The sequence below is a fragment of the Sphingopyxis sp. C-1 genome (assembly GCF_001047015.1).
Lineage (GTDB): Bacteria > Pseudomonadota > Alphaproteobacteria > Sphingomonadales > Sphingomonadaceae > Sphingopyxis.
Genome location: NZ_BBRO01000001.1, coordinates 934,220 through 960,116, shown reverse-complemented (window position 1 = coordinate 960,116; position 25,897 = coordinate 934,220). Strand labels below are relative to the sequence as shown.

Here is a 25,897-nt window from a genome sequence, read left to right as displayed (position 1 = left end):
GATGGCCACCAAGAACACCGAAGCCGATACCGACGCCCCGCTGATCGACCTCAACGAGGCCGACGTCAAAAAGCTGATCGCGCGCGGCAAGAAGCGCGGTTACCTGACCTATGACGAACTGAACGAGGCGCTGCCGCAGGACGAGATGTCGTCGGAGCAGATCGAGGATATCATGTCGGCGATCTCCGACATGGGCATCAACATCGTCGAGAGCGACGAGGATGTTCAGGAAGAAGCCGAGCAGGAAACCGACGACGAAGTCGATGTTTCGGCCGGCACCGGATCGGTTTCGAACCCCGCGATCGAAAAGAAGAAGGAAACGGTCGATCGCACCGACGATCCCGTTCGCATGTACCTGCGCGAGATGGGGGCGGTCGAACTGCTCAGCCGCGAAGGCGAAATCGCTATCGCGAAGCGCATCGAGGCGGGCCGCGACACGATGATCCTTGGCCTGTGCGAAAGCCCCCTGACGTTCAACGCGATTATCGACTGGTCGACCGCGCTCAACAACGGCGACATGCAGCTGCGTGAAATCGTCGACCTGGAAGCGATGCTGTCGAAGGACCCCGCGCCCGAGAATATGGACGAGGAAGGCGCCGAGGACGACGGCGAGATCAGCGAAAAGACCGCCGGCGTCTCGTTCAAGGACGAGGACGAAGTCGAGGAAGAACCGTCGGCCGACGGTGACGACGAAGACGGCGAAGGCTCGTCGGGCAAGCGCGAAAGCTTCGAGGAGGATGAGGAAGACAACACGCTCAGCCTCGCCGCGATGGAAGAGTTGCTGAAGCCCGATGCGCTCGAAAAATTCGCGAACATCACCAAGAGCTTCAAGGCTTTCCAGAAGCTGCAGGAAGCGCGCCTCGAATCGCTCTCGGGCGGCGAGGAATTCCCTGCGGCGTCGGAAAAGAAGTACCACAAGCTGCGCGAGGAACTCACCGCGCAGGTCGAAAGCGTGCAGTTCCACGGCACCAAGATCGAATATCTTGTCGACCAGCTCTACAGCTACAACCGCCGCCTGACCGCACTCGGCGGCCAGATGCTGCGCCTGGCCGAGCGCCACAAGGTGCCGCGCAAGTCGTTCCTCGACAATTATGTCGGGCGCGAGCTGGAAGAGAACTGGCTCGACGAAGTTTCGGGTCTCGACAAGAAATGGGCCGCCTTCGCCGAGAATGAAGCCGGCGCAGTCGACCGTATTCGCATCGAGATTTCGGAAATCGCGCAGGCGGCGGGCATGAGCCTCGTCGAATTCCGCCGCGTCGTGAACATGGTCCAAAAGGGCGAGCGCGAAGCGCGCATCGCCAAGAAGGAAATGGTCGAGGCGAACCTGCGTCTCGTGATCTCGATCGCCAAGAAATATACGAACCGCGGCCTGCAGTTCCTCGACCTCATCCAGGAAGGCAATATCGGCCTGATGAAGGCGGTGGACAAGTTCGAATATCGTCGCGGCTACAAGTTCAGCACCTATGCGACCTGGTGGATCCGACAGGCGATCACTCGCTCGATCGCCGACCAGGCGCGCACGATCCGCATCCCGGTCCATATGATCGAGACGATCAACAAGCTGGTGCGCTGCAGCCGCCAGTTCCTCCACGAAAGCGGCCGCGAGCCGACGCCGGAGGAAATGGCCGAGCGTCTGTCGATGCCGCTCGAAAAGGTCCGCAAGGTGATGAAGATCGCCAAGGAGCCGATTTCGCTCGAAACGCCGATCGGCGACGAGGAAGACAGCCACCTGGGCGATTTCATCGAGGACAAGAATGCGGTGATCCCGGTCGACGCCGCGGTGCAGTCGAACCTTAAGGAAACCGTTACGCGAGTCCTGGCGTCGCTGACTCCGCGTGAGGAACGTGTTCTCCGCATGCGCTTCGGCATCGGGATGAACACCGATCACACGCTCGAAGAAGTGGGCCAGCAGTTCAGCGTGACGCGCGAACGCATCCGCCAGATCGAGGCCAAGGCGCTCCGCAAGCTGAAGCATCCGTCGCGCAGCCGCAAGATGCGCAGCTTCCTCGACCAGTAAACGAATGGCCCCGCCTCGGCGGGGCCTTTTTTTTTGGACGGCAGCTATATGTCTGTGGGCCTATCGCCGCGATGTCGGCTTTGGGTTTGGTAGCGGCCCTCGCCTCTTCGTTCGCCATCGCGGAAAGCGGCGAGGCGCCGGACATCGCCTCCAGACGAGCCCGGCACTCCGCTAATCTACGCCGCGGGTTGCGCCAGATATTCCGACGACGACGGGAGCAGTCCAGGGACTCGACGGCCCAGCGATCTGTTGGCGCAACAATCGTTACCAGACTGGCCGCATCCTGGCAGCGATTGGTGGAAGCCGTTTCGATGGCAGAAATCGAACGGAATGGAGACGGATATCATGGCTAGCCTGCGCATCGCCGACGGAATAGCGCCCTGAAATGATACCAGAATGTCTGCTGGACCGCTCATTGAACGGTTTTAGGTTAACATCGGAAATGGCCGAATTTGGGCAAGGCGCATGGAATATGTTATCCCTTGTTAAGGAAACATTGCGCCAAGCATGTTCCTGACAGCACGAGAAATGACTAACCGAGCGGAATGAAAGTCGTGGCCTCGCATAGCCCATCACCCGGAGACTTTGATTTCCTGACAGAGAAGCAGGTCGCTGTGCTCGACCTGCTGGCGAACAATCGAACCAGCAAGGAAATTGCCTGGACGCTCGGCGTGTCCGAAACCGCCGTCAACCGCCGGGTCGAGGTGATCCGATCGCGCCTTGGCGGCGTCACGCGCCAGGAAGTGGCCCGGCGTTACCGTGAATGGAAGGCGACCAAAAGCAGCACCGCCGCACCGACGAGCCGTGACAAGTCATTGAAAGACAAGGATACCACATGTGTAGATTCTGAAACCCGGATTCTACAACTGGCCGGCGACCCGACAATCGACACAGAAACGCCTCAGGACGGCGAGGCTTCCGCCGCGACCTTCGAGGACCCGGTCACAATGTCGATCGACGCGCCTTGGAAGGAGTGGAAGGAGCCCCGCATTGTCCCGAGGGTGCTCGACGGCGATAATGCCACTTTCACCCGCGGCGCCGCGATCGGGATCTTGCTGACCCTGATTCTCGCCAGCCTGATCCTCGCGATCACGGTGGCACAGTCGCTCGCGGATGCAGTGCGCTAGCCGACCCTGAAGGACTGGACAGAATTGGGGGGTGGGGACGAGCGCCGCCGCCAAGGGGAATATTATGACCATCGAAGCCGCCAAGCCTGCTCCGGCCTATATGGCACGGATTCGTAAGCAGATCCGCGATGCCGAAGCCAAGGCCGACGAGAGCCTGATCGCCAAGCTTGAACTGATGAGCTCGATTCTTCGGGCACGACAGGTCGAGGATATGCCCGCACCGCACGTCGGCCAGGACGCGATCATCCGCATCGGCCGCGCAGTCGCCTCGGACATCAGCTCGGCGAACGATATTTTCCGTTCGCACAATGCGCTTGTCGATGCGCAGACGCAGATCACCGGATGCCCGCCGGGCCATGGCGACACGCTTGCCTTTGTCGATGAAGACGGGAAGCGTCAGGCAGCCGCCTGATCCTTGACGCCGCCCGGCAGGAGGCTCACCACCATCCGGTGGACCCTTTTCTGATCATCAATCTTGTCTCGGTTGGCTTTCTCAGTGCGGCTGCGCTGCGCTGGGGAGCCGGTCCGGAAAAGATATGTGCGGCGGCGATCTTCGCGATGACCTTCGGCGACCCCGTGTACCATCTTTTGGTGGCACACGGCCCCAGATACGGGACGGTCGACGTCGGGCATTTCATAATGGACGTTGCCGTTGCCGCCGTCTTCACGGGCGTCGCGCTTCGGGCGAACAGGGTTTACCCGATATGGCTCGCGGCCTTTCAACTGGTCTCGCTCCTCTCGCACTTCGCGCGCGAGGTGACCGACTTCTTTCCCAAGCTCGCCTACGGGCTGATGAGCTATGGACCCTATTACACGACCCTGCTGATCCTGGCTCTGGGCATAGCGGCGCATGCGCGGCGGAGCCGACACCTGGGGCCATACCGGTCGTGGCGACGCTCCTCGAACCATTCGCGGGCAAGCGAGCTGGCGCAGCAGCCGAACGGCTGATCGGACATTTCGGCGGACTTGGCCGTGCCCTTGCAGCCTCGCACGAGCAGCTCGGTGCAGCCCTTAGTGAAGACCCCGATGTTGTCAGTTCGATATTGGCCGCGCGCAATCTGTTCGGTGCGGCGCTCCACGAACAGGTCAGCCGCACGCGTATATCGGCCGACGACCCCGATTACCGGCGCTATCTGCGCTTTACCATCGGCAAGGGGACGGTCGAACGGCTGCACGCGACCTTTGTCACGGCCGACTGGTGCTATCTTGCCGACGACCAGATCGCTCTTGGGACGACATCTCAAGTCGCCATAAATCTGCGCTTCCTCCTCAGCCGAGCCTTTGACGTCGGCGCGCACGGTGTCCTCTTGGCGCATAACCATCCATCAGGTTCCGCCGAGCCAAGCGCCCGTGACATTAGCCAGACGCGCGTCATCGCGCGGGTCATGCGCATGGTCGAGATCGAGTTGCTCGATCATCTGATCATCGGGGCCGACGCAATCGTCAGCATGAAAGATCGGGGGCACCTCGCATGACCGGCCGTTCGAGAAAAATATCGCTCGCGGCCGGTTTCGGCCACCCTTCTCACGCGACTGTCGAAACAGGTGTCTACGGCGGCCGTGCACACGCCCCGCGCGCCGAGGAGGCAGTTGACGCTGGAGCGGCTCCCGAGCATCGGGCCCAAATGGCCGCAGTCGCCAAGGCCGAATATGCTGCGCGTCGTCGCCGCGACAGGATATTCGCCACGGACCTGTTCGCCGATCCGGCGTGGGACATGCTGCTCGATCTTTATGTCCAACGGCATCTGTCGCGACCGGTGAGCATTCACAGCCTCTGCATCGCCGCCGCGGTGCCTCAGACAACTGCTCTGCGCTGGATCGGGAAGCTAGATCGCTCCGGACTAATCGTCCGCCGCCGCTGTCCCTATGACAATCGCGTCATCCATGTGTCGCTGAGCGACGAAGGCCTGAACGTGATGGAGCGCTATCTTGTCGGCCAACTGGGCGAAAGCGGTACCGCCGCCGGTCCACGACCAACGCTCAGTTGAGTGAAAGCCATAGGAGACCGCAGCACCGCAGTCGTTTGCGCGGTGATCAGAAGGCGGAACGCAAAATCGGTACGGTGAGGATCGAAAGGGGCCGGCCGACAGATCGATATGGCGGTCGATCTGATCCGCGATGCCGTGGCCGTTGCCGGACGTCCGACGGCAAACTGCACCCCCTATTGTCCGACGACGCGCAGGAAACCTGGGATGCCCACAACCGCCTCTGCCGGCCCGCCAAACAGAAACCCTTGCGCCTGCGGACAACCTTCCTCGAGAACCATGCGACGCTGCTCCTCGGTTTCCACCCCTTCCGCTACCACTGGGAGATCAAGGCTGCGGCCGAGCCCGACGATCGCACGGATGATCGAGCGCGCCGATTCATCGTCGGTCACATGGCTGACGAAACTCCGATCGATCTTGATCTTGTCGAACGGAAAGGCCTGAAGGTTCGACAGTGACGAATAACCCGTACCGAAATCGTCCATCACGATCCGCACACCGAGGGCCTTTAACCGGTGAAGCGTCGCGAGCGCGCTCTCCCGATCCCGCAGCATGACGCTTTCGGTTACCTCGAGTTCGAGCCGATCGGCGGCAAGCCCGGCCTGAGTAAGGGCATCCTCCACAATTGCAGCCAGATTGGGCAGCTGAAACTGCACCGCCGACACATTGACCGCGATGTTGACATGCTCCGGCCATTGCATGGCAGCGGCACATGCCTCGCGCAGCACCCACTCACCTATTGGGATGATCGCGCCGACATCTTCGGCGATCGGCACGAAGATTTCGGGAGGGATCGGCCCACGCGTCGGGTGCGCCCAGCGAAGCAGCGCCTCATAGCCGACGATGCGCCCGCCCGATGTCGCAACGAGCGGTTGGTACATGAGACTGAGCTGGGCGCGCGTAATGGCGTGGCGGAGATCATGTTCGAGTTCGCGACGTTCGCGGACGAGTTGATCCATTTCAAGATCGAAGAAGCAGGCCATCCCGCGGCCGCGCTCCTTCGCCCGATAAAGCGCAACATCAGCATGGTGACGAATGGCCTCAGCACCGGCCGCATCGCCAGGGAAGAGTGCGACCCCGATGCTCACGCCCACCGCCATCGGGTCGCGTGTGATGTCCATCTTCGCGGCAAAGGCATCAAGAATGTCGCGCGCGAGCCGCCGCGCATCAGGCAGATCGTCGATGCCGCGTTGGATAATCAGAAATTCGTCGCCACCGATGCGCGCGACAAGATCCGCCTCGCTGGTCACATCGCGGAGCAGCGCGGCGACCCGACAAAGGATCGCGTCCCCGGCCGCATGACCGAAGATGTCGTTGACCGCCTTGAAACGATCGAGATCGAGCGCGAAGAGCGCAAAACTCTCTCCGCTTCGGACCAAGCCATCCAGTACCGCAGTCAACCGCGCGCGATTGGGGAGCCCGGTCAATACGTCATGGGCGGCGAGATGTTCGACCTGAAGTTCAGCGCGCTTCCGCGCCGTGAGATCGCGCACCGCGAGCACTTCGCAGCGACGTCCACGATATTCGACGGCATGCGTTGCGACCTCGACGATCAGATCGTCGCCCTCACCGCGAGTGATGACCGCCTCGGCTGCTCCCGTCCGCGGGGCTGAGAGGTCCTGACCGTCGACAGGTGCCAGCCAGCGACCGGGGTCGCTCCCAATCAGTTCAACCGGCGATACGCCAAGAAGCGCGGCAAGCTGGCCATTCGCCTCGACGATCCGGCCTCGGCTCAGAATAGCCAGCCCTTCGAGCGTCGCCTCGGTAAGGCCCCGCAAATCGGTAAGCATACGATCAAGGAAAGCGCCTCCCAGAACCACAGCAATCAGGCCGAGCGTCGCCGCGACGATCGCAACGATCAACCATTCATGCCCAGCGACGGCCGCAGGATCGAATCTGGCGGGATCGGGTGCGAGAACAGTTGCCGACATCGCTGTGAAATGAAGCGCAACAACGCCGGCGACCGAAAGCAGTGCGGGCAGGATGATCCGCCATTGCCCGGCCATCCGACCGAAAGCGAACAGCGCGAGACCGAAGCAGGAGGCGAGAATCAGGAAAGCGACCGCGATCGCGCCAAAATCATATCGGACGACCGCGGGCGCAATGATCGCGGCCATGCCGATGAAGTGCATCGCGGCAACACCGATGGCGGCGATGAGGCCGGCCACCATAGAAGCCGGCGGTTCGAAATTGCGGCCTGCGACGAGAAAGCTCAACCAGAAGGCGAAGATCGCGATCGCCACGGAGAGCATCGTCAGGCCGGGATCGAAGCTCAACGGCATCGATCCGTCATAGGCGAGCATCGCGATGAAATGGGTTGCCCAGACTCCGACGCCCGCCGCGACCGCAGCAACCGCGACCCATTGTCGGCGGCGCGTCTCCACGCAGTCGATCGAACGCGCGAGCAACAGGAACAGCGCGGCGCTGCCAAGTATCCAGACCATCGCTGCCAGAAGGACGAACCGCAGATCATGCTGCCCGACAATACATTCGAAAACCCTGAACATGAATCACCCCCCGTTTCGGCAAAGATCATCCGGAGGGGCTAAATTCGCCGTTATGGTCGGACGAAGAGACTTATCCGGATCGGATCAATTGGGCCCCAAGGAAGAAAGCATCGACGGCATCGACGGACTCGCGATGGAGATCAGGCAAACTCGACGAGCATTCGGGCCTGACCGAAAGAATCCTGCCTTCACGGTCCATCATAAAGCGATCACGGCCTGTTCGGAATGAGGTCTCCCGCTGCTATAGTGCGATCGGCGCCATCGGGGATCGTCAGGATGAATTGCGTCCGGTCCGGGTCGGTCAGGGTGATCCGCCAGCGCCCGGGCGCGAGACCGGTCGCACCGAACCGGCCAGCGCCGTTGGTGAACAGCGGGACGGGCTCGCGCTCGGGATGCGCCTCCTCCACCGCGCTGCCGGCGACCAGCGCGATCGGTTCGCCATTGGCGCCAAGCAGGCGCCCGACGGCGCTGATCATATAATCCGATCCCACCGTCAGCCGGTATCCGCTGCGATAGCCGGGCAGCAGCCGGAACGATCCCTCGCCCAGGTCGGTGCCGATCGGCGCGTCGGGTGCGGTCACGAGCAGATTGCGCTCGCTGTAGCTGCTGAGGCTCGGTTGCAGCGCGGTGCCAAGTGCGCCGCTGTTCGCGGTCGAAAAGCGGCCGTTGGCGTCGATGAAGATGTTGGTGCCTTGAAGCGAAGGGTGTGCACTTACGATGGCGAAACTGTCCTGGATCGGGCGCCCGATCGAGAAGGCGCCGTCGGCGACCGCGAGCGAGGTGCCGAAGCGTAGCGAGGTGCGCTGGCTGGTCGATCCACCCAGATCGCGCTCGAACGTCCCGAAATGGCTGAAGCCGAGTTCGGCGCGGTTGCTGTAATAGATGCCGTTCGCCGTGGTCGCGACGCCAAGGTCGCTATGCTCGACATCGGCACTGAAATTATACGCACCCGTGCCCGAGCCATGATAGGTCTGGTACGTCATGCGCTTGCGGTCGTTGCGGCTGTCATAGTCCGCGCGCACGCTGGACGCGCGATCGAGGCGGAAGACAAGCGACAGAAAGACGCCGACACGATCCTGCCGGCCGGCACGCTCGTAGCTGACGTCGCCGGTCAGGTTAAAACGCGGCGAAATGCGCCAGCCGCCCGTCGCGCGCAGGCTCGCGACATTGGGCTCGTCAGCACGCCCGCGCGAATAGCGTGCATCGAGCCCCGCATAGAGCGCGTCATTGATCGCGCCATTATAACTCGCGCCCGCGACATAGCGGTACGGATTCGACGGTAGACCGACGCCGATCGGCGCGAAGTTGCGGCTGCGCGCCTCGAACGACAGCGACAGAGCGTCAGCGCCGCCGCTGCGCCGCGCAATCGTGCGCTGAAAGGTCAGGATCGACGCCCAGCCCGACCCGATATCCCTGACGTGCGAGGCCGAGGCAAAGCCGCCGAACGAACCGATCGGGGTCGCGATCACCGCCTCCGCACCCCCCATCCAGCCGCCGCGATCCGCCTGCGCATTGACGCCGAGGGTCAACTGGTCGCTGACCCCGCGCCGATAGAAGCCGCTGAACGCCATATCGTCGCTATAGACCGGGCCACGCCGGCCGAGCGGCGCAAGCACCCCGGCATAAAGGCCGAACTCGCTGAGCCCTTCGGCAAGCTGCGCCTGATCAAGAAAGATGTCGAAATTGAAGGATTCGGTACGCCCGGCATCGTCCGTGATCGTGAGGCGAACGTCGTTCGAGCCTTGGGTAAAGGGAAAGTCCTTAAGGTCGAACGTTCCCGGGTCGAGTTCGAGGCGCCGGACAAGCTGGCCGTTGACGCGCACTTCGACGACCGAGCGCCGCTCGATACGAAAGCTGCGGTTGCCACGCGGACGGATGATCCGCTGCGGGTCGAGCAGCGAATAGAAGCGCGACACCGACAGGCCGCTGATTTCCGGCGCCGCCTGAAAGCCACGCGCGAGCGTCTGCAAATCACCGCCCGTCCAACGCACAAGATTGTTGCGGTCGTCATAGACAAGGCGCGTGCCGCGGCGCTGGAAATCTGCGCCGCGCGCGCCGGCCTGCCAATTCGCTTCGCTTTCGAGCACGACTCCGCCGAGACGCGCGGCGCCGTCGAGGAAGGTGATCGGCGCGGCCAGTCCCTCGTCGCTGCCCTGCTGCACCCAGTCCATCGACCCGCGGATATTGAGATAGGCGCTGAAATCGGCGGGCGCGATATAGTTGACGGTGCCCCGCGCCGCGTCGTCGCCAAGCGTGACCGACCGGCTCGCGCGGCTGGCGGGCGCGATCTCCATCACCAATTGCAGCGTTTGGGGGTCGTAACGAATTCCAACGCCGACGCCCTGGAGGTCGGTCCGCGTGATCGTACCCCGTTCGGCAAGACGCGCACGCAACCGATCGACGAGCACGGGCGCGAGCCGCGGCGCCAGCAGCGCGAACAGCCGTTCGGCCGAAAAGCTCGCCTGCCCGCCGGGTTCGAGCGTCAGCGTCGTGTCGCCAAGATAGGCCTGTCCGTCGAGCAGCGGCGCGGTCAGCACGACGGCACGGCCGGTCGCGTTGATAGCCGCGCCGTCGGCGCCCGGGTCGATGACCACGCGGGAGCCGGCGTCGGGCGTGCCCTGCGCCTGGCTGGCGACTGGAATCGCCGAGGCAGCCAATAAGAATCCTGCAACGAAAAGAGGGTTCATGCGACCCGCCGGTGTCTTCAGCTATCGGGCGTGAACAGCGCCTCGATCCGCCCACCCGGTTGCGGAAGGCGCATGGGCAAGGTCATCCGGCGCGTCTGCCCGCCGCCGATCAAACCGTAACCGAGCGTTTGCTGAAGTTCGGGCCCCGAAATTTCTTTGCGGAAGATTTCCTTTCCGTCGGGCGCGAACTGGACGACGCGGACGCGGCCGCGCGACAGATAGCCGTGCGCAGCCGATGCATTGGCGACCGCGATCACCGGCGCCGGATTGCCCTCGGCGTCCTTGCCGATTTCGGCCGACGCGATCGACAGAGCGGGTTTGACGCCGTCGGGCGAGACGCTGACAAGAATCTGGAAATTATAGAGAAGCTGGACATTCGACTGGGTGTCGTTCGTCTGCACCGGCAGCTGCGCCGCGGTAAGGAAATAATGCTTGCTGCGTGCGAGCGCCGGTTCGCCGACATATTGCACGCGAAAGCTCTGCCGCTGGCCCGGCTGGATCAGCGTCTGCGGGGGAAAGATCGACAGGTCGCCCGGATCCTTGCCGGTTGCGTTGACGCCATCGGGCGTCAGGTCGAGCCCCTCGACGCGCATTTCGACCGGCAACGGCTTGTCGAAGGTATTTTCGACCGTCACCACCTGGCTCATCGCGCGACCCGAGGTCGTGAGGTCGATGACCACCGGCTGGACGACCATTGCATAGGTTGCGACCGATACGGCGGCCGCGATCGCCACAGCGACCAACGCGCCACCAAAACTCCTGAGCAACTGCAATGACCTACTCCTCGCCCGTTGCCCCACCCGCTGGCGCGACGATGGACCGAAGCCTGTAATCCGCCAAGAAAGAAATTTAGTAATCATAGCGTTATCCATAAAGGCGACCGGCTTTCCGGCCGGCCGCCTTCATTTGGGAAGAGGGACCCCCAACCAGTCGGCCCGCCGCCCGAACGCGGGCATGTCGGCCATTCGTTCATATTCCGCTGCGAGAAAAAGCAGTTCGGCCTGCTCCTGCGGTTCGGCGTCAAGCGCGCGAAGGCGGAGTTCGGCCGCTAGGGCTTTGGGATTTCGCATGACCATATCCTTTAAAAGGCTAATCCCGGCAGGCCAGTGGACGTTGGCCTGCCGGGAACACCCCCCCAGGTGTCAGGCGGTCGGAGCGATCGTGATTTCGACCTTGCCGGCATAGGTGCCGGCGTCGAGGATCGCCGTCGAATCTGCGGTTGCGCCGCTGCCAACGGTCAGCGTGATGTTGTTCGAGACGGCAGCGAGACGATCGCCAACCTGACCCGAAGTCGCGCCCGAGCTCAGCGACTGGTCGGCGACCGAGGTCGTGCCGCCCTTTGCGCCCATCGCAACGAGCGTCGCGGTGTAGTGCACGGTGTTGGTGTAGCCGTTCGGCGAGTTGGTCGCGGCAGCATTCACCAGCGGCTTGGCGTCGACCGTGATCTTTGGGTTCGCGCCGTTGCACTTCACGGTGAAGTTGCGGCTGAGGCCCCCGGTGTTGCCCGCGAAGGCAGGGTCGACGGTGCCGTCGGCCTTGGCAAGTTCGCCGAGCGTGATGCTGCCGGTGATCGGCGTGACGGCCGAGCAGCGAGCGGCGACGGTACCGGTCACATCGACCGAACCAGCGGCAGTCTGGGCGAAAGCGGGAGCAGCGGCGAAGGTCGAACCGATGATCAGGGCCGAGAGAACAAGCTTTTTCATTTCATATCTCCAATCGAAAATCCTGAGGGGCTCATCGCCCCGACGAGTTGGAGATAGGCCGGATCCACGCCCGGCAATATTTAGCGTCCGGCAAAAACGAAGCTAACTTCGGGCATCATTCCCTATACCCGACGATATAGCGAGAGGGTCAGAGCCCGGCGCAGCTGGTCGCCGAGCTTGCGGTGACGATCGGCGTGAAGGTGATGCTGATGATGTCGCTATAGTTGGTCGCGGGCGTCTTCGCCGATCCGCCTTCCTTTAGCGTCGCACGCAGCGGCAGCACCCCAGCGCTGCCGTCCATGCCCGCGCGCGCGCAGGTACGCGTGCCGAAACCGCTGTTCGAGCTTATATCCTGCCCAAGGAAACGCGCGCTGTAACGGATCGTCTGTGCCGCGTTGGACAGGTTGCCGCCGGGATAGGTCAGCTTGAAATCATTCTGCGAGCGCATCTTGACCTCGAACGGCCCCGAACTGCGCACGCGCAGCGAGTTCGCCGCCGAGGTCGTGTAGCGATCGGGCGCCGCGAGCACCGCCGCGGTCGTCGCGTCGCCGATCTCGCCGAAATCGAGCGGCGATCCGGCGTAATATGCCTGCAGCGCGCTCACCGTGTTGACGTTGATCCGGATCGATCCGGTATCGCGCGTCGGGACCGACACGCTCGCCATGCCATTCTCGCCCGAACAGATATAAAGGAGGTCGAGGATGATCGGATCGCCCGCCGACAGGTCGGTCCCCGGCGGCACCGTCACGCGCAGGTTGAGCGGCGTCGACGTGTCCGCAGCGAGCAGGCTGCCGAAATCATAGCGGATCTCGCCCGCCGCGCCCGCACCACTGTCCTTCGAATTCAGCGAGCGCGGACGTCCGGCAGTCGCCCCCTCTGGATAGATGACGCGATAGCCGTTGTAAGTAACGTCGAGCGCGGGGGAGCCCGAGGGCGATACGATCACCAGGCTGACCTCCCGCGTGCGGCCGAGGATCAGGCCCCGGTTGCGGCGGAGAATCAGCGGGACCGTCGCTTCGGACAGGCCGCCGGGCGAAAAGGGATCATAGGTGATGCTGGCGGGTGCGGTCGCGGCGCCGGTCACACCGCAAACCGATGATATCTGCGATTGGGCGGCCGCTGGCTCTGCGAGCGCGAATCCGAACGCCAATCCCAGCGCTGATAAACCGGTCGTCCAAACCCTCATAGCTGAGGTGTTACGACGATCTCCAATGCTGTGCGAGCGGAGAGTGATGCGGCGGCGACGGGCCGCTCTGTGGCTGCGGGAACTCGCTTTATCAGCAATCCGTCCGAATCGACCATCCGCACTTCCGACGCCAGAACCGGCCGCCCGTGATTGCAGATCGCCCGTGCCGAAATCACCTTCGGCGCCGCGTTCGTCGCGACGATCTTCATCGGATCGACAACCCAGCATCGCGGGGCGACCTCGCCGTAAACGGCGATCTGATTGACCTCTTCGGCCATTGCCGGCGCCGCAAGATTCAGCCCCGTCAGCACAAGCGCGACGCGAGCGATCCGGTTCGAAATCAATCTCGTAGGTGTCATATCGAACCCCGAAATAGGGTCCGATAGTTAATAAGGGCGGATTCGAATTGTTCAACATCGCGTTAAGGACTGACACTGACGGTGATCGAGAGAGTATCGGTGTAGCGACCCGCGGCGAGCGTGTCGGTTCCCGAGTAAGCCGGCGCGCTGACACGCAGATACGAACCGTTCGCCTTGGTCGAAGCGCCGCCAAGGCGAAGCCCGGCGGCCGTGCTCGCCGTGCCGGCGAAGGTGCAACTGCCGCCCGCGGCGAGCGTCGCGGCGGCACAGCTCGCCGAGGCGTTCGTGCCATTGTCGGCCGCCACATAGAGCGCGACATTATAAGGCGCCTTGGTCTGGTAGCCGGTAGCGCCCGTCGCGGCATTGGCCATGCCGCCATTGGCCGACGACACCGCGATCCGCGATGCGCCGGAGCAATTGAGCTGGATCGCGAAATCCTTGGTAAAGCCGCTCTGGTCGAAATCGGCCTGGTCAATGGCGCCCGACGGTGCACCCGACGTCGCGAAACCGCAGCGGCCGAGCACCGACGCGCGGACCTCTACCCCGACTTCGATGCTGTTAACGGCTCCCTGCCCCGCGGCATAAGCGGTCACCTGCGCATGCGCGTGCTGGCTGGCGATCACACTGATCACCGCCAAGGCCAGCAAGAAAAGGGTGCGCAAAAAGCCCATGAATCGCCTGTCGTCGGTGACGGCCCGATGCCGCCAACTTGATCGACAAATGCGCTAACTCTTGCGCATGCGATATTCACCGGGAGGCGACAAAGGCGCTCCCCAACGGCTAAAACGGCTTATATCTTTCGGTATAGATTCAGGCGCCGCGGTCCTGCGCCAAAAGGATCAATTCGGTGCGGCCACGGATGTTAAGCTTATCAAAAACCTTGTGAAGATGAACCTTCACCGTCCCTTCGGTCAGCCCAAGCTCGTCGGCGATTTCCTTGTTGCGCAGCCCGCGCCGCGCCAGCGAGGCAACCGCACGCTCACGCCCGCTCAGCGCCTCGAACGGGTCGCGTGGAGCGTCCGGCGACATCGCCTGTTCCATCACGCGCTGCATCACGTCCTGGTCGAGCCAGCGCCGCCCCTGCACCACGCTTTCAAGACAGGTCAACAGGTCGCGCGGCGCGGTCGCCTTGATGACGATGCCGTTGATCGAAAGCTGGATCGCCTCGCGCGCAAGTTCGTCGTTGAGACCACCGGTCAGCAGGACGACGGGCCGGTTGTCGCCGCGGCTGCGCAGCGTCCGCAGCACGTCGAGCCCGCTGCGTTCGGGCATGCCGTTATCGAGGATCAGAAGATCGGGCCGCGCGCTGCCCAGCGTTTCGAGTACCGCAGCGCCGGTGTTGACCGTCGCCACCACGTCGAAATTCGTCTTGTCGAGAAGCGCCGTGATGCCTGCCATGGTCAGCGGGTCATCGTCCGCCACGAGCACTTTCGTCATGTAACTCCACCGACATGCTGTTGGGATTTATATATTATCACTCGCTGCGGGCCGCGGTCCACCCCGTTGCGGTTACCCGAATTAACCAATCAGCGCCCATTCATCGCGCCGAGCTGGCCAAGCAGGTCACGCGTCAGCCCTTTGACGTCGTCGGGCGACCGTCCGGCATCGATTGCTTCCTCCACAGCGCGCGCCGCGTCACCGATCGCGCCATAGCCGAACATGCCCGCGCGCCCGGCGAGGCTGTGCGACAGGCGCGACAGTTCGGCCCGGTCCCCGCGCTCCAGACTATCTTCGATCGCCACACCCGTTTCAGCGGCCTGCGCCGCGAAGCGTTCGGCAAGGGCGGCGAGGCGAGCGTCGATTTCACCCATCGAGGAACGTCCGCACCTGCCGCGCCAGCGTCATCGCGTCGAAGGGTTTCGCGATGACACCGCGCGCGCCGAGTTCGCGGAGCCGCGCCACTTCGTGCGCCTGCGTCCGCGCGGTGATGAAGACCACGGGAATGGCCGTCGTCGCAGCGTCCTGCCGCAGGATTTCGAGAACGCCTGGCCCGTCGAGTTCGGGCATCATCACGTCGAGCAGGATCAGGTCGGGCTGCCAGTCGCGCGCCGCCTTAATTCCCTCGCGGCCCGACCCGCAGGTGCGAATATCGAAATCGGCATCGAGCGAAAGCGCCATCTCGGCGACTTCGCGAATATCCGCTTCGTCGTCGACATAGAGGATTTGGATGCTCATTTACCGCCTCCACCGTTGCCGCGCCCCGAAACGATACGCCCACTCACCTCGCTGACCAATCGGTCGAGACTGGCGCGCGATTTTACGAGGACCAGATCGATACCGTTCTTCGGCGCTCCGTCGACTTCCTGTGCGGTGAAGAGAATGATCGGCAAGGTCGGCGATCGTTTGCGAAGCGGTTCGACCAAGTCGGTCCCGCAGCCGTCGAGCATCCCGATGTCGAGAATCGCGGCATCATAGCGCGTGCGCCGGATCGCGGCCCGCGCCTCCGCGACGCTGGGCGTCGAATGGATCATCGCCTTGCCGTCGAATGCGCTGGCCACCACCGCGAGCATGTCGGGGTCGTCGTCGACGTGGAGCACGACCGGAAGCGCGCGATCCGTTCGCTGGCTTGGTTCGGCCGCGTCGGGCGCGGGCGCCATGCCCGGGGTCTCCGCCGCCGGCAGGTCGACATGAAATATACTGCCCGCGCCCTCGACACTCTCGAAATCGACCGCACCGCCAAGCCGTACGACAATCTCGCGTACGATGCTGAGGCCAAGCCCGGTGCCGCCCTTCTGGCGCGAATCCGACGCATCCGCCTGCGCGAACTTTCCGAAGATGCGGTTGCGAAATGCCTCGGGAATGCCTTCACCGCGGTCGATGACGCTGATCCTGTAACGCCGATCGAGCGGTGTTACGCGCACCGTCACCGCTTCACCGCGCCGCGAAAATTTGATCGCATTGGAAAGCAGGTTAGTCACGACCTGCATCAACCGATCCTCGTCCGCGAGGACGGCGGCCTCCGGCGCGACGGTTTCGACCTGCACCGATACGCCATATTCGCCCGCAAAACCGGCCGCCTGATGCGCCGCAGCCTCCAGCAGCGGACCGAGCGCCAGCGGCCGGACATCGAACTGCATCCGCCCCGCTTCGATCTTCTCGATATCAAGGATATCGTTGATCAACCGCACGAGACGCGCGGCGTTGCTGTGCGCAATTTCGACCAGTCGCGCGGCCTTCGGGGGAATTTCCCCCGCCGCTCCACCGCTGATGAGTCCCAGCGATCCCGCGATAGAGGTCAGCGGTGTCCGCAATTCATGACTGACCGTCGCGACGAATTCGCCCTTCATCTGTTCGATTTCGCGGCGGTCACTGATGTCGCGGATCACGGCGACGAACAAGGTGGCGTCGGCAAGATGGACCGGGCTGACCGACACTTCGAGCGGAAAAGTCTGGCCATTCTGGCGGCGACCGACGAACTCCTGGATCTGTCCGTAGCTTTCCTTGCGGTTCGCCTTCAGGCGGCGCAGGAAGGTCTCGATCTGTCCGCGGTCGGGCGCGATTTCGAAAAGTGCCCCGATGTCGCGGCGCAACAATGATTCAGACGGTACGCCGAACATATTGGCCGCCGAAGGATTCAGGCTTTCGATGCTCCCGCTCGGGTTCAGCACGATCATCCCGTCCTTGGCGCTGTCGAAGATCGCTTCCTGACGCGCGGCCAGATCGCGGGCGCGGCGATGCGCCCTCTTCCGCGCCAACTGGCTACGCGCGATCAGGAAAGCCGCGAGCGCGAGCAGCATGATCAAACCGACCTGCAAGGTGAAGGTCCGCTGCCGCAGACGTTCGCGAGCATTATTCGCGAGCACGGTTCGCTGTTCGAGTTTCGCTCGCTCGCCTTCGGAAATCGTGCCGATCAGCGTGCGGATATGGTCCATCGACCTCTTGCCCTCGCCGCCCGTTATCAGCCGCGCCGCCTCGTCGCGTCGGCCCTCTTCGACGAGCGCGATCGTTCTCGCGACAAAGCGACGTTTCTCGATCGACGTGCGTTCGAGCTCGGCCATCAGCGCCGCCTGACCGTCGGCCCCCGCGAATTTTTCGAAGGCTTCGAAATTGGCATCGATCCGCGCCTCGGCACTCCGGTACGGCGCGAGAAAGCTGGGATCGCCGGTGATGACATAGCCCCGCTGCCCCAGTTCGATATCCTGATGCAGCGTCAGCACCGCCTGCAAAACGGCGCGCGCATTATAGGATTCGGCAACATCCTGCCTCAGGCGCGCATTCTGTTCGAAACCGCGGTCGGTCGCGAGCGAGAGGAACGACAGGATCAACAGCACGCCTATCGCGGCGGTGATCAACACCCAATTCGCTTTTCCTGCCCGCAGCCAGGCTGATGCACGACCCATCAATGCAAGTCCCAACCTACCGGACCAAAGGGCCCGTTCGACGGTATCGATAGCAGAAGAGAAACGGCGATGCATTGAAAAGGGATGGTTAATCAATGGTGTCGCGACATTATAACGCAAAGGGCAAGACGGACGGCCTAGCCACGGTTTCCTTCCGGATCATTAGCGATTAGGGCCGATAATCCATCACATGTCACGTCGCGGAGGAGGACGTCTTGCGCCAGCTCGCCAGGTTCGATCTCAACCTGCTGCGGATATTCGACGCGATCTTCGTCAAGGGCGGCGTATCGGCGGCGGCACGCCATCTGAACCTGTCGCAGCCGGCGATCAGCCATGCCCTGACGCGCCTGCGAACGCAGTTCGACGACCCGCTGTTCGTGCGGCAGGGCAACGGGCTGGTGCCCACCCCGGCGGCGCGCGCTATCGCGGGGCCCGTTCGCGAGGCGTTGCGCGGGCTCGATGCCGCGCTCGATGCCGCCGCATCGTTCGACCCGGCCGAAGCGTCGCGCGAATTCCGTATCGGCGTGCGCCTTTCGGGCGAAATGCCGCGCTTCTCTTCGCTCGTCGCGCGGGTCCGGCGCGAAGCCCCGCATGTCGCACTCGCCAGCGTGACCTTCCGCCGCCGAGATCTGGTGATGATGCTCGCGAGCGGCGACCTCGACCTCGCGCTCGATGTCGCCCTGCCCGCGGACGACCGGCTCCAGCGGCATTATCTCGGCACCGAGCCTCTCGTCATCGTGGCGCGCATAGGGCATCCGCGCGTCGACGGCGCGATCGACCTCGATACCTATCTCGCGCTCGAACATATCATCGCGACTTCAAGACCCTATGGTCCCGGGATCGAAGACATGGCCTTGGACCGCATGGGCCTGTCGCGGCGCGTCGCGGTCCGCTGCCAGCATGCGATCACCGCCTGGCAAATCGTCGCGGCATCGGACATGCTGTTCTCGCTGCCGCGGTCGCATGCGGAGGTTCTGGGTGCGATGTGGCCGATGCAACTCGTTGACCTGCCGTTGCCGGTCGAACAGGGCGGCAGCTATCTTTACTGGCATCAGGCAGCGCAGGCCGACCCGGGTCTGGGCTGGCTGCGCACGATCATCGCCGACGAACTGGCGCAGCCCGCATAGTTATTCGCGATACGAATATCCTATATTCATCCATATCATTTTCTTCGATAACATGGTGCGACTAAGGCTGCGGGCGAAACCAGCGGAGAATTGTCATCACCGAGATCGAACTCGAAGCCGAACTCAACGACCTCAGAATGTCGAAAGAAGCGCAGCCGCTGTTCGATGCGGTCAAGCGCCACATCGCCGAGAATGTCGACCCGATCACCGAGGAGTTTTTCCGCCTCGGCGAAGGCCGCGCCGACCGCTGGAGTTGGGCGCCAGGACAGCTCGAACTGCTGGAAGGCGCGAAGAACAAGGCGAAGGCCGCGGGCCTCTGGAACTTCTTCCTGCCGCACGGCGATACGGGCACCCCGCTCAGCAATCTAGACTATGCCTATATCGCCGCCGAACTCGGCAAGTCTCCGCTCGCATCGGAATCGCTGAACTGCTCGGCGCCGGACACGGGCAATATGGAAGTGCTCGAAATGGTGGGCACGCCCGAGCAGAAGGAGCGCTGGCTTAAACCCCTTTTGAACGGCGAAATCCGCTCGGCCTATGTCATGACCGAACCCGACGTTGCCTCGTCCGACGCCAGCAATTTGGAAACGAGCGCGGTGCTCGACGGCGACGAATGGGTGATCAACGGCGAGAAATATTTCATCAGCGGCGCCGGCGATCCGCGCTGCAAGATCCTGATCTGTATGCTCAAGACCAACCCCGAGGCGTCGCGCAAGGGACAGCATTCGCAAATCCTGGTGCCGATGGACACGCCCGGCGTGAAGGTGCTTGGCCCGATGCGCGTCTTTGGCGCCGACCATGCGCCGCAGGGGCATATGCACATGCGTTTCGACAATGTCCGCGTTCCGCGTGAGAATATCCTGCTCGGAGAGGGCCGTGGGTTCGAGATTTCGCAAATGCGCCTCGGGCCCGGGCGCATCCACCATTGCATGCGCACGATCGGCAAGGCCGAGGTCGCGCTCGACCTGATGGTCAAGCGGGGCAATTCGCGCACCGCCTTTGGCCGCCAACTGTCGCAGCTCGGCAAGAATCTGGAGGTTATTGCCCGCGCGCGCGTCGAGATCGAAGCGATGCGCCTGATCGTGCTGAAGGCCGCGAAGGCGATGGACCTGCTCGGCAATCGCGAAGCGCGCGTCTGGGTTAGCATGGCGAAAGCGATGGTCCCCGAACGCGCCTGCCAGATCATCGATCAGGCGATCCAGATCCACGGCGCCACGGGCATCTCGCACTGGACGCCGCTCGCCGATCTTTACGCAGACGTCCGCCATCTACGCTTCGCCGACGGTCCGGACGAGGTTCATTATATGGTCGTCGGACGTGAAGAGCTGGGGCGGCACTGAGCCGCTTCCGGCGCTCGCCCGCTCAGCCGCGGGCGAGCTGCAACGCGCGGACGCGTGGCGGTGCCGCGCGGGCCGCGTGGATGGTATAGCCGCAGAGCAACCCGTAGAGCGCGAGCCCCTCGACCTGCCAAAAGGGCATCGTCGCCATGTTGAGCAGGAAGAAAGCGAAATGCGCGGCGAGCAGCTTGAAGCGTTCGCCGCGTGCCGAAGCCGCCGCGGCGAACATCGCCGTCCATAGCGTGACCATCGCCCCGATCCCGAACCAGCCGAGTTCGTAAAGCGTCGCGACCAGCGTGTTGTGCGGATAGACCTTGAACACGCCTTCCCAGCTCTCCGGCCCCAGGCCGAACAGATGCTGGATCGGCGTGCCTTCGGCCCAGGCGTAGATATAGCTGCTCCAGATCAGCGGGCGCGCCGACATCACCTGCCGTTCGAGGAGATCGAAATCGCGCGGCGGTTTGATCATGCCCGCCGGGTCCGCGAGGAAGGCGGCGAGATCGGTGAATTTCTCGCTGTAGAACAGCGCCGCAACCGAGACGAACAGGACACCCGCCACCGCCGCGCTCACCGCCATCGCGGCGCGCTGGTCGCGCCGCACACTCATCGTCAGCCCGCTTAGGAACACTGCCAGGGCGAGCGGCGCGAACGCAAGGATTGTCGTGCGATAGCCTGCGAGCAGGACGCCGACGAAGGTCGCGGTCAGGAAAGCGACGCGGACCGCGCGCGGCGCCGACTTCGCAAAACAGCCGACGAGAAAACCCGTCATCATCGCGACCGAAAAGGCCGCCTCGTGATTATAGCCGCCGATCCAGACCAGCCCGTCGCCATCCTCCGATCCTTTCGGCAGGTTCAGCGCCAGCGAGAGCATCTGGAAGACAAGCAGCGGCAGGAACGAAACCATCGCCCAGCCTAGGAAGCGCGCTTCGGGATCGACGCGCAGCGCCTGGAACACCGCGATCATGATGACGATCATATAGGCATATTTGACCGCCGCGTTGATTCCCCCGGCCGCATCGCCGTTGAGGCCGGCGCTGACGAGCGCGAGCAGGATCAGCGCATAGACGGGCAGCAGCCATTTGAGCGCCAGATTGGCGGGCCGCACCACGAAGAGCAGCCCGAACGCCGTCACCCCGATCGAGAGCAGCGCGTTGCCCGAAAGGCCGGCCGCCAGCGGCTTGAACATATAGAGGTGATAGGCACCGGCCGTATATCGCATCCACAACGCCACGACGACGAAGGCGCCCGCCACGCTGCCCGCCCGCCGCGCCGCGATGACGAGCGAGACGAGCAGCACCGCCGTGACCGGCAGCAGGATGCCGAGTCCGAATGACGGACCATAGGGTAACGCCTGTCCGGTCACGGCGCCGCCCGATCAGTCGGCATAATAGGAGCGATACGCCTTCATAAAGGTGCCGCCATCTTCATATCCCGCCCGCTCCTGCTCGCGCACGTCGACCAGTGTCAGCACCGCGCCCAGCATTTCTGCGTGGACGTCGTAGAGCCGCCGCAGCGCCACAGAAACCGCCTTCGACGGCGTCTTGCGCCAGCGCACCAAAAGCACCACGCCGTCGGCCATGCTGGCAATCACGCGCGCCTCGTCCACCGGCAGCACCGGCGGCGTGTCGAGGATGACGAGGTCGTAGCGCTCGCGCACCTGCTCGATCAGTTCGGCGAGCCGCGGGCTTTCGGTCAGGCCAACACCCTTGGAATCGATCCGCTGGGGCAGAAGGAAAGCGCCCGACAGGCTGTCCTTGACGATCGCCTGATCGAGCGTCGCCTGGCCCGCGAGCACCTCGTCCAGCCCAAGCGTCACCCCATCGGTGAATTGCCGGCTTGAGGCGCGGCGGCGCGCGTCGGCATCGATCAGCAGCACTTTGCCGCCCGCAGCGGCAACCGCCCGGGCGAGACCCATTGCGGTGGTCGTCTTGCCCTCGCCCGGCACCGCTGAAGTGATTGCGACGACGCGGATCGGACTCGCTGCTTCGGCGAACTGGATCGACGTGCGGAGCGTGCGAAAAGCCTCAGCATAGGTGGATTGTGGACGCTTCAGCAACAGCTCCGCCGGGGGTGCCGGCGGGCCCAGCTTGCGATAGCCCGGCAGTGTGTTGGCGTCGGGGATCGAAGCAAGCGTTGAAAGCCCCAACATATCCTCGATCGCGTCGCTTGTTTCGATGCCGCGTTCGAGCAACTGCAGCAGCACAACCAGCAACACGCCGATACCCAGCCCGCCGACAATGGCCATCGCGGCATAGATGAGCATGTTGGGCGAACTCGGCGCACCGGGTACGCGCGCCCGGCTGACGATGTAGGAATCGCTCTGCTCCAGCCCCGCTTGAGCGACCGTCTGGCGATAACGATCAAGAAATGCCTGATAGAGGGTCCGTGAAGATTCGGCGTTACGTTCCAGTTCGCCCAGCCGGACCGATGCCTCGTTATCACTGGCAAGCTTGCCCTGCGATTGCGCGACCGAACCCGCGAGCGAACCCGCGCGCTGGTTGGCGATGCTCGCCTGGATCGAGACGTTGGCGACGATACGCTGCACTTCGGCCGCGATCGCCGCGTCAGCGGTGCGAAGCTGATTCTGCGCCTGCATCAGCGCGGGATGACGCGGACCGTAGCGTTTCTCGAGCGCCGCAACCTCGCGACCCGCTTCGGCACGCTGAGCACGGAGCTGACTGACCACCGGCGAATCGAGTGAGTCGCCCAACTCCTCGCCGTTCCGTCCGCCGGCAAGCTGCGCGCGAGCGGCCGAGAGGCGCGCCTGTGCCGCGGCATTTTCCGCTTTCGCCTGAGCGAGCTGGGTCGAAAGGCCCGAGAGCTCCTGCTGCGTGATCGTGCTCGCTTCCGAGACGGCGAAAAGATTGTGCGCGGCGCGATAATCCGCGACTTCGCGCTCGGCGCGCAGCAATTGCGTGCGCAGTTCCTCTAACCTTTGTTCGAGGAATTTGCTCGCGCGCTGCGTCGCGTCGGTCTTGGATCCGACCTGCCCCGACACATAATCGTCGACCAGCGCATTGGCGATCTGCGCCGCCTGCACAGGCGTGCTGCCTTCGTACGATACGCTGATCGCATAGGAGAGGCCGTCGCGTTTCACGGTCAACCCACCGAGCAGCGTGCCGATCGCGCGCTGGCGACCGATCAGGTCTGGCTGCGCCGTTGGCTGACCCTCACCGGCCGCATTGTTGAACGCCGGATCACGGGCCAACCGTAACCGATCGACCACGCGCCCAATCAGTTCGGGCGAACGTAGGGCCTGCACCTCGGTATCGACCGCAGCGGAATCGGGATCGGACGTCGGCACCACCGAATCAACGTTGATCACGCGCTCGGCCGTCCGTTCGAGCGCAACCTGTGCGGTCGCGAGATAGCGCGGTTCAGCGGCAATATAAGCGGCCGCGGCGATGACGATCGCCGCGGCCATCGCCGCACAAAGCACCATCCATCGCCGGCGCAGGACTCCGCCGACACGGCGCAAATCGATCAGCGCGCCGCGATCGACCTGCGGGTCTGCTTGCCGGCTGCGCGGCATGTGTCGTGTAACTGCGTCCATATCACGCCGCGGCCAGGAACGCGCGCACCGCGGGCGCGATGTCGGGACGGGCCAGTGCCAGCGCCAGCGTCGCGGTCACGAACCCGCTCTTGTCGCCGCAGTCGTACCGCTTCCCTTCGAAGGTGACGCCGTGGAACGGCTGCTGGCCGATCATCCGCGCCAGCGCGTCGGTGAGTTGGATTTCACCGCCCGCGCCTTCCTCCTGGCTGCCGAGGACATCCATCACCTCCGGCTGGAGGATATAGCGGCCGATGACGGCAAGCCGCGACGGCGCGACGTCTGCTGCGGGCTTTTCGACCAGCCCCCGGACTTCGGTGACCGCCCCCGCACTCACGCCCGGCGTGATGATGCCGTATTTATGCGTATCCTCCGCCGCAACTTCCTCGGTGCAGATGAGGTTGCCGCCGAGCTCCGCATAGGCGTCGACCATCTGCTTAAGGCACCCGGGCTCGCCGACCATCAGATCGTCGGGGAGCAACACTGCAAAGGGCTCGTCACCGACGAGACGACGGGCGCACCACACGGCATGACCCAGCCCCAGCGGCTCCTGCTGCCGCACGATATTGATGTCGCCCGGCGGCGGACGGGTGCCGTCGAGCGCGGCAAGCGATTTGCCGCGCCGCGCCATCGCCTCTTCGAGTTCGAAGGCATGGTCGAAATGATCTTCGATCAGGCTCTTGCCGCGGCTGGTCACGAAAATGAACTGCTCGATGCCCGCCTCGCGGGCTTCATCGACCGCATATTGAATCAAGGGCCGGTCGACGACAGGAAGCATTTCCTTTGGCATCGACTTGGTCGCCGGAAGGAACCGGGTTCCAAGGCCGCCGATGGGGAACACGGCCTTGCGTATCTTTCGCATCTTTTCACCCTTTTCTGGTCACTGGGTTCCCCCCCAAAAAACCAGCTTTCGGATTGTGCAGACACGATCGTCTCGCGCTGACGGACGGCAACTGCGCCTTTACGCTGCATTGCAGCAAGAGCCCGGCGTCGAAGCGTGTGCAAAGTGCGCCGGGCCATTCAGAGCGTCGGAGGTGTACCAACGAAGGACACTCCGCCCGGCACCGAACCGCCACCTCGCGAACGCCATAGCTGGGTACCGGGCGGAACATTGATGTCGTGCGAGCCGATGATGATCCGCGCCGCACCATTGTGGACGTCGAAGATCGGCCAGCCCCGATCGCTCTTTACGACCAGATGCTCGATATGGATGGTCACCGGTTCGCTCGCGCCCCGCGCTCCCATGATCGTGAAATGGTTTGTGTCACCGATCCCGCCGATCTTGACGGGGTCGAGACTGGTGAGCCGCGTCGCGCGAATACTGGACCACAGCCGAAAATTACGTGCATTCCGGCCGCTGATGCAGTCATCGAGCGTCGTTTCGGTCGATTTGAGATCAAATCCGCCATCGCTGTTGTCCCACGCGGCGCATTGTCGGAAGAGGAAGCGCGAATTGCCGCGCTCGGTCGAGAAGCCGTCGCCGTTCCAATATTGGCGGGGCTTACGCTGCCATTGAAACCCGCGCATCAAGCATCGTTCGATCCGGAAGTCGTGGGCGGTGCCGTCGAAGGCGATACCCACCGGCAGATCGGTCTTACCGGTCGCGAGCGTCCCGGAAGCGCTGACATCCTCGATCACGCCGTCATGACTGTCGTAGCGAATGCGGGCGAAGCTGCGGCGGAGATTGCTCGCCCGCGCGCCGCTGACCCGGAGCCCCGCGCAGCCTGCGCTTACTCGATCAGGCGCCGCACCATTTTCGATAACCCGGTAGCCGCCATCGACCTGGATGCCGGAAATCACGACATCGCGGACCGGCTCGCGGATCACGAACAGGCCGTTGCCGACATTGCTCGCCCGCACGCCGCGATAGACCCCGCCCGATTGCGCGAAATAGACCGGCTCCCCGCCCGCGACGACCGAAACGGCACTGGCGAAAAGAGAGGGGGTGCCATCCATAGGCCATGGCTTTTGAT

Annotated in this window: 24 protein-coding genes; 8 read left to right on the top strand and 16 right to left on the bottom strand. The window is 63.6% G+C overall.

Annotated elements, in window-relative coordinates:
• Position 1: 1 nt before the first annotated feature.
• The 6 genes from rpoD (at position 2) to SC1_RS04390 (ending at position 5,131) form a co-directional block, all read left to right on the top strand.
• Positions 2-2,017 carry an RNA polymerase sigma factor RpoD gene (gene rpoD / locus SC1_RS04415; RefSeq protein ID WP_062178109.1) on the top strand — a complete coding sequence of 672 codons (2,016 nt, stop codon included), beginning with the start codon at positions 2-4 and terminating at the stop codon, positions 2,015-2,017.
• A 545-nt stretch (positions 2,018-2,562) separates the two neighbouring features.
• The gene (locus tag SC1_RS04410) at positions 2,563-3,144 is read left to right on the top strand and encodes a LuxR C-terminal-related transcriptional regulator (protein ID WP_062178107.1); all 582 of its coding nucleotides are present in this window, start codon (positions 2,563-2,565) and stop codon (positions 3,142-3,144) included.
• Positions 3,145-3,208: 64 nt separating this feature from the next.
• Positions 3,209-3,556 carry a hypothetical protein gene (locus SC1_RS04405; protein WP_062178104.1) on the top strand — a complete coding sequence of 116 codons (348 nt, stop codon included), beginning with the start codon at positions 3,209-3,211 and terminating at the stop codon, positions 3,554-3,556.
• 38 nt (positions 3,557-3,594) lie between these two features.
• Positions 3,595-4,092, top strand: coding sequence for a hypothetical protein (locus SC1_RS22085; protein WP_062178102.1), 498 nt, complete (start codon positions 3,595-3,597; stop codon positions 4,090-4,092).
• Positions 4,032-4,619 carry a JAB domain-containing protein gene (locus tag SC1_RS22080; protein ID WP_062178098.1) on the top strand — a complete coding sequence of 196 codons (588 nt, stop codon included), beginning with the start codon at positions 4,032-4,034 and terminating at the stop codon, positions 4,617-4,619. Before SC1_RS22085 ends, SC1_RS22080 begins: the two co-directional genes overlap by 61 nt.
• Positions 4,620-4,768: 149 nt before the next feature.
• A complete protein-coding gene (locus SC1_RS04390) occupies positions 4,769-5,131 on the top strand; it encodes a winged helix DNA-binding protein (RefSeq protein ID WP_062178094.1) in 363 nt (120 codons plus the stop codon).
• A 173-nt stretch (positions 5,132-5,304) separates the two neighbouring features.
• On the opposite strand, the gene SC1_RS04385 is transcribed toward SC1_RS04390, so the two are convergent.
• The 12 genes from SC1_RS04385 to SC1_RS04335 form a co-directional block, all read right to left on the bottom strand.
• Entirely contained in the window at positions 5,305-7,635 is a 2,331-nt protein-coding gene (locus tag SC1_RS04385) for an EAL domain-containing protein (protein WP_062178091.1), read from the bottom strand.
• A 209-nt stretch (positions 7,636-7,844) separates the two neighbouring features.
• Positions 7,845-10,292 (bottom strand): fimbrial biogenesis outer membrane usher protein, encoded by a 2,448-nt coding sequence (locus SC1_RS04380; protein ID WP_062178088.1) that lies wholly within the window; start codon positions 10,290-10,292, stop codon positions 7,845-7,847.
• A 47-nt stretch (positions 10,293-10,339) separates the two neighbouring features.
• Positions 10,340-11,095: a fimbria/pilus periplasmic chaperone gene (locus SC1_RS04375; protein WP_238586566.1), complete on the bottom strand. Its 756-nt coding sequence runs from the start codon at positions 11,093-11,095 to the stop codon at positions 10,340-10,342.
• 129 nt (positions 11,096-11,224) lie between these two features.
• Entirely contained in the window at positions 11,225-11,392 is a 168-nt protein-coding gene (locus SC1_RS22075) for a hypothetical protein (protein ID WP_193749108.1), read from the bottom strand.
• A gap of 72 nt (positions 11,393-11,464) precedes the next feature.
• Positions 11,465-12,025, bottom strand: a complete 561-nt coding sequence (locus SC1_RS04370; RefSeq protein WP_062178083.1) for a hypothetical protein — start codon at positions 12,023-12,025, stop codon at positions 11,465-11,467.
• Between the two features lie 148 nt (positions 12,026-12,173).
• Positions 12,174-13,109, bottom strand: a complete 936-nt coding sequence (locus SC1_RS04365; RefSeq protein ID WP_152682296.1) for a hypothetical protein — start codon at positions 13,107-13,109, stop codon at positions 12,174-12,176.
• Between the two features lie 98 nt (positions 13,110-13,207).
• Positions 13,208-13,570, bottom strand: coding sequence for a hypothetical protein (locus tag SC1_RS04360; protein WP_152682295.1), 363 nt, complete (start codon positions 13,568-13,570; stop codon positions 13,208-13,210).
• A gap of 62 nt (positions 13,571-13,632) precedes the next feature.
• Positions 13,633-14,202, bottom strand: a complete 570-nt coding sequence (locus SC1_RS04355; protein ID WP_152682294.1) for a hypothetical protein — start codon at positions 14,200-14,202, stop codon at positions 13,633-13,635.
• A 178-nt stretch (positions 14,203-14,380) separates the two neighbouring features.
• A complete protein-coding gene (locus SC1_RS04350; RefSeq protein WP_062178072.1) occupies positions 14,381-15,007 on the bottom strand; it encodes a response regulator transcription factor in 627 nt (208 codons plus the stop codon).
• A gap of 89 nt (positions 15,008-15,096) precedes the next feature.
• The gene (locus SC1_RS04345) at positions 15,097-15,381 is read right to left on the bottom strand and encodes an Hpt domain-containing protein (RefSeq protein WP_062178069.1); all 285 of its coding nucleotides are present in this window, start codon (positions 15,379-15,381) and stop codon (positions 15,097-15,099) included.
• The gene (locus SC1_RS04340; protein WP_062178066.1) at positions 15,374-15,745 is read right to left on the bottom strand and encodes a response regulator; all 372 of its coding nucleotides are present in this window, start codon (positions 15,743-15,745) and stop codon (positions 15,374-15,376) included. Before SC1_RS04340 ends, SC1_RS04345 begins: the two co-directional genes overlap by 8 nt.
• Entirely contained in the window at positions 15,742-17,865 is a 2,124-nt protein-coding gene (locus tag SC1_RS04335; RefSeq protein ID WP_193749106.1) for a CHASE3 domain-containing protein, read from the bottom strand. Before SC1_RS04335 ends, SC1_RS04340 begins: the two co-directional genes overlap by 4 nt.
• Positions 17,866-18,125: 260 nt before the next feature.
• On the opposite strand from SC1_RS04335, the gene SC1_RS04330 reads away from it, so the two are divergent.
• The gene (locus SC1_RS04330) at positions 18,126-19,037 is read left to right on the top strand and encodes a LysR family transcriptional regulator (RefSeq protein ID WP_062178061.1); all 912 of its coding nucleotides are present in this window, start codon (positions 18,126-18,128) and stop codon (positions 19,035-19,037) included.
• 137 nt (positions 19,038-19,174) lie between these two features.
• Positions 19,175-20,377, top strand: a complete 1,203-nt coding sequence (locus SC1_RS04325) for an acyl-CoA dehydrogenase family protein (protein ID WP_238586565.1) — start codon at positions 19,175-19,177, stop codon at positions 20,375-20,377.
• Between the two features lie 22 nt (positions 20,378-20,399).
• Here SC1_RS04325 and SC1_RS04320 read toward each other — a convergent pair whose 3' ends face one another.
• From SC1_RS04320 to SC1_RS04305, 4 genes are all read right to left on the bottom strand, one after another.
• A complete protein-coding gene (locus SC1_RS04320) occupies positions 20,400-21,737 on the bottom strand; it encodes a hypothetical protein (RefSeq protein ID WP_062178055.1) in 1,338 nt (445 codons plus the stop codon).
• 12 nt (positions 21,738-21,749) lie between these two features.
• Complete coding sequence (locus SC1_RS04315; protein ID WP_083435670.1) at positions 21,750-23,906, bottom strand: polysaccharide biosynthesis tyrosine autokinase; 2,157 nt, start codon at positions 23,904-23,906, stop codon at positions 21,750-21,752.
• Between the two features lie 22 nt (positions 23,907-23,928).
• Positions 23,929-24,786, bottom strand: a complete 858-nt coding sequence (gene galU, locus SC1_RS04310; RefSeq protein ID WP_062178052.1) for a UTP--glucose-1-phosphate uridylyltransferase GalU — start codon at positions 24,784-24,786, stop codon at positions 23,929-23,931.
• Positions 24,787-24,944: 158 nt separating this feature from the next.
• Positions 24,945-25,880 (bottom strand): hypothetical protein, encoded by a 936-nt coding sequence (locus tag SC1_RS04305; protein ID WP_062178049.1) that lies wholly within the window; start codon positions 25,878-25,880, stop codon positions 24,945-24,947.
• Between the last annotated feature and the right edge of the window lie 17 nt (positions 25,881-25,897).

Excerpts from the sequence above, each read along its gene's own strand:
- SC1_RS04370 (WP_062178083.1), bottom strand. The coding sequence starts at position 12,025 with ATGAAAAAGCTTGTTCTCTCGGCCCTGATCATCGGTTCGACCTTCGCC.
- SC1_RS04360 (WP_152682295.1), bottom strand. The coding sequence starts at position 13,570 with ATGACACCTACGAGATTGATTTCGAACCGGATCGCTCGCGTCGCGCTT.
- SC1_RS04340 (WP_062178066.1), bottom strand. The coding sequence starts at position 15,745 with ATGAGCATCCAAATCCTCTATGTCGACGACGAAGCGGATATTCGCGAA.
- SC1_RS04410 (WP_062178107.1), top strand. The coding sequence starts at position 2,563 with ATGAAAGTCGTGGCCTCGCATAGCCCATCACCCGGAGACTTTGATTTC.
- SC1_RS04385 (WP_062178091.1), bottom strand. The coding sequence starts at position 7,635 with ATGTTCAGGGTTTTCGAATGTATTGTCGGGCAGCATGATCTGCGGTTC.
- galU (WP_062178052.1), bottom strand. The coding sequence starts at position 24,786 with ATGCGAAAGATACGCAAGGCCGTGTTCCCCATCGGCGGCCTTGGAACC.
- SC1_RS04405 (WP_062178104.1), top strand. The coding sequence starts at position 3,209 with ATGACCATCGAAGCCGCCAAGCCTGCTCCGGCCTATATGGCACGGATT.
- SC1_RS04305 (WP_062178049.1), bottom strand. The coding sequence starts at position 25,880 with ATGGATGGCACCCCCTCTCTTTTCGCCAGTGCCGTTTCGGTCGTCGCG.
- SC1_RS04345 (WP_062178069.1), bottom strand. The coding sequence starts at position 15,381 with ATGGGTGAAATCGACGCTCGCCTCGCCGCCCTTGCCGAACGCTTCGCG.
- rpoD (WP_062178109.1), top strand. The coding sequence starts at position 2 with ATGGCCACCAAGAACACCGAAGCCGATACCGACGCCCCGCTGATCGAC.
- SC1_RS04350 (WP_062178072.1), bottom strand. The coding sequence starts at position 15,007 with ATGACGAAAGTGCTCGTGGCGGACGATGACCCGCTGACCATGGCAGGC.
- SC1_RS04390 (WP_062178094.1), top strand. The coding sequence starts at position 4,769 with ATGGCCGCAGTCGCCAAGGCCGAATATGCTGCGCGTCGTCGCCGCGAC.
- SC1_RS22075 (WP_193749108.1), bottom strand. The coding sequence starts at position 11,392 with ATGCGAAATCCCAAAGCCCTAGCGGCCGAACTCCGCCTTCGCGCGCTT.
- SC1_RS04315 (WP_083435670.1), bottom strand. The coding sequence starts at position 23,906 with ATGCCGCGCAGCCGGCAAGCAGACCCGCAGGTCGATCGCGGCGCGCTG.
- SC1_RS04325 (WP_238586565.1), top strand. The coding sequence starts at position 19,175 with ATGTCGAAAGAAGCGCAGCCGCTGTTCGATGCGGTCAAGCGCCACATC.